The 1,690-nt window shown below is 70.7% G+C and carries 1 protein-coding gene; it reads right to left on the bottom strand.

What is annotated here, in order from left to right; all coding sequences use genetic code 11:
• Positions 1-1,646: MMPL family transporter (locus ABD466_RS44210; protein WP_344663318.1), on the bottom strand; the 1,646-nt coding region annotated here is incomplete at its 3' end.
• Between the last annotated feature and the right edge of the window lie 44 nt (positions 1,647-1,690).

A 1,690-nucleotide genomic window follows, 5' to 3' on the forward strand; every position in this document is an offset into this window, starting at 1 on the left:
AGGACCGCGCCTAGGACCAGCGGTGTTTTGGCGTTCAGGGCGTGTTGCAGGTCCAGGTTCTCCACCGCGGCGCCTCCGACCTTCGCCTCGTGTGGCAGGTCGGCGCGCAGCCGGTCGACGGTCGTGCCCAGGGCCTTGTCCGAGGGATCCACCGTCGGCACGGCCTGGATCATGGCCAGTCCGGAGCCGTCGGGGGCGGGTGTGGCCGGGGTGACGGCGGCGATGCCGGGTGTCGCGGCGGCCGTGGCGCGGACGGTGTCGGCCTGGGCGGTCGGGGCGATGATCTGCAGGGTGCCGGGCATGCCGGGGCTGAAGGCCTGCTGGACTTGGGTGTAGCCGACGCGGGCCGAGGCGTCCTTCGGGACGACGGTGATCGAGGGCATGGAGGTGCGCAGGCCGAGTAGGGGAGCGGCCAAGGCGAGCAGCACCGCCAGGGCCGGCAGGCCGTAGCGGAGCGGGTGCCGCCACAGTTTCTCGCCCCAACCGGCGAACATCGGGGATCCGGCGGCTTCTTCGGATTCGATTTCGGTGGCCTTCTTCGCCCAGGGCAGGCGTCCGCTGTCGATTTTGTGGCCCAGCCGTCCGAGCACGGCCGGCAGCAGGGTCAGGGTGGCTGCCAGGACGAAGGTCACGGCGAGCATGATCCCGGCGGCCATGGAGCGGAAGGCGGGTACCGGCACCAGCATCACGGCTGACAGGCTGACCAGGACGGTGGCTCCGGACAGGGCCACGGCTTTGCCGGCGGTGTCCATGGTCTCGGCGACCGCTTGCCGTGGGTTTCCGTGTCTGGCCAGTGCCGCGCGGAAGCGCACGACGAGGAAGAGTGCGTAGTCGATTCCCAGGGCGAGTGCGAACATCATGGCGAAGTTCATGGCCCAGATCGACACCGGTGTCAGGTGGTTCAGCAGCACCAGCGCTCCGGCTGAGGCGGCCAGGCCCGAGACGGTGAGCAGCAGCGGCAGTCCGGCGGCGACGATCGAGCCGAAGGCGATGACCAGGATGACCATGGTCACGGGCCAGGACATGATTTCTGAGTGCAGCATGGCGCTGTGGTTGGCGGCGTTGAAGTCGCTCCACAGCACCGAGGCGCCGGTGGCGGTCACGGTGACGCCGTCACCGGACAGGGCGGCCAGCGGCTTTTTGAGGTCGTCGGCGGCGCGGACCATGTTGTCGGGGTCGGTTTTGGAGCCGGCCAGCAGGACCTCGGTGTGGCCGTCGCGGCTGACGGTGGCGCCGGGCTGCGGCTGGACCACGTCGGCGATGCGGTGGTCGGCGTTCAGCAGTGCGGTGGCCTTCGCGGCCACGGCCTGCACCGCGGGGTCGGTGACCTGCTTGCCGTCGGAGTGCACCACGACCTGCAGCGCGGTCGACGAGGTGCCGCCGAAGTGCTGTTCGGCCAGCTGCCGGACCTGCACCGACTGCGAGCCGTCGGCCTGCCACCCGGCCCCGGCCAGATCGGTCATGGCCTTGGGTGCGAGCACCCCGAGCCCGGCCAGGACGGCCAGCCACAGCACCAGGGTCAGGCGGAAGCGGCGGGCGGCCGCGGTCCCGAGGCGGCCGAGCAGGCCATCACCGTGTGAGCCGGCCGAAGACCGCTCAACGCTGCCCGTCGGCGGCTTGCCTTCCGTGTCGTCGACGACCGTCATCACCGTCACCGTTCCCTCCTGGATACCCCCATGGGTATCCCGTG

This window comes from Catenulispora subtropica (assembly GCF_039531675.1).
Classification (GTDB): domain Bacteria; phylum Actinomycetota; class Actinomycetes; order Streptomycetales; family Catenulisporaceae; genus Catenulispora; species Catenulispora subtropica.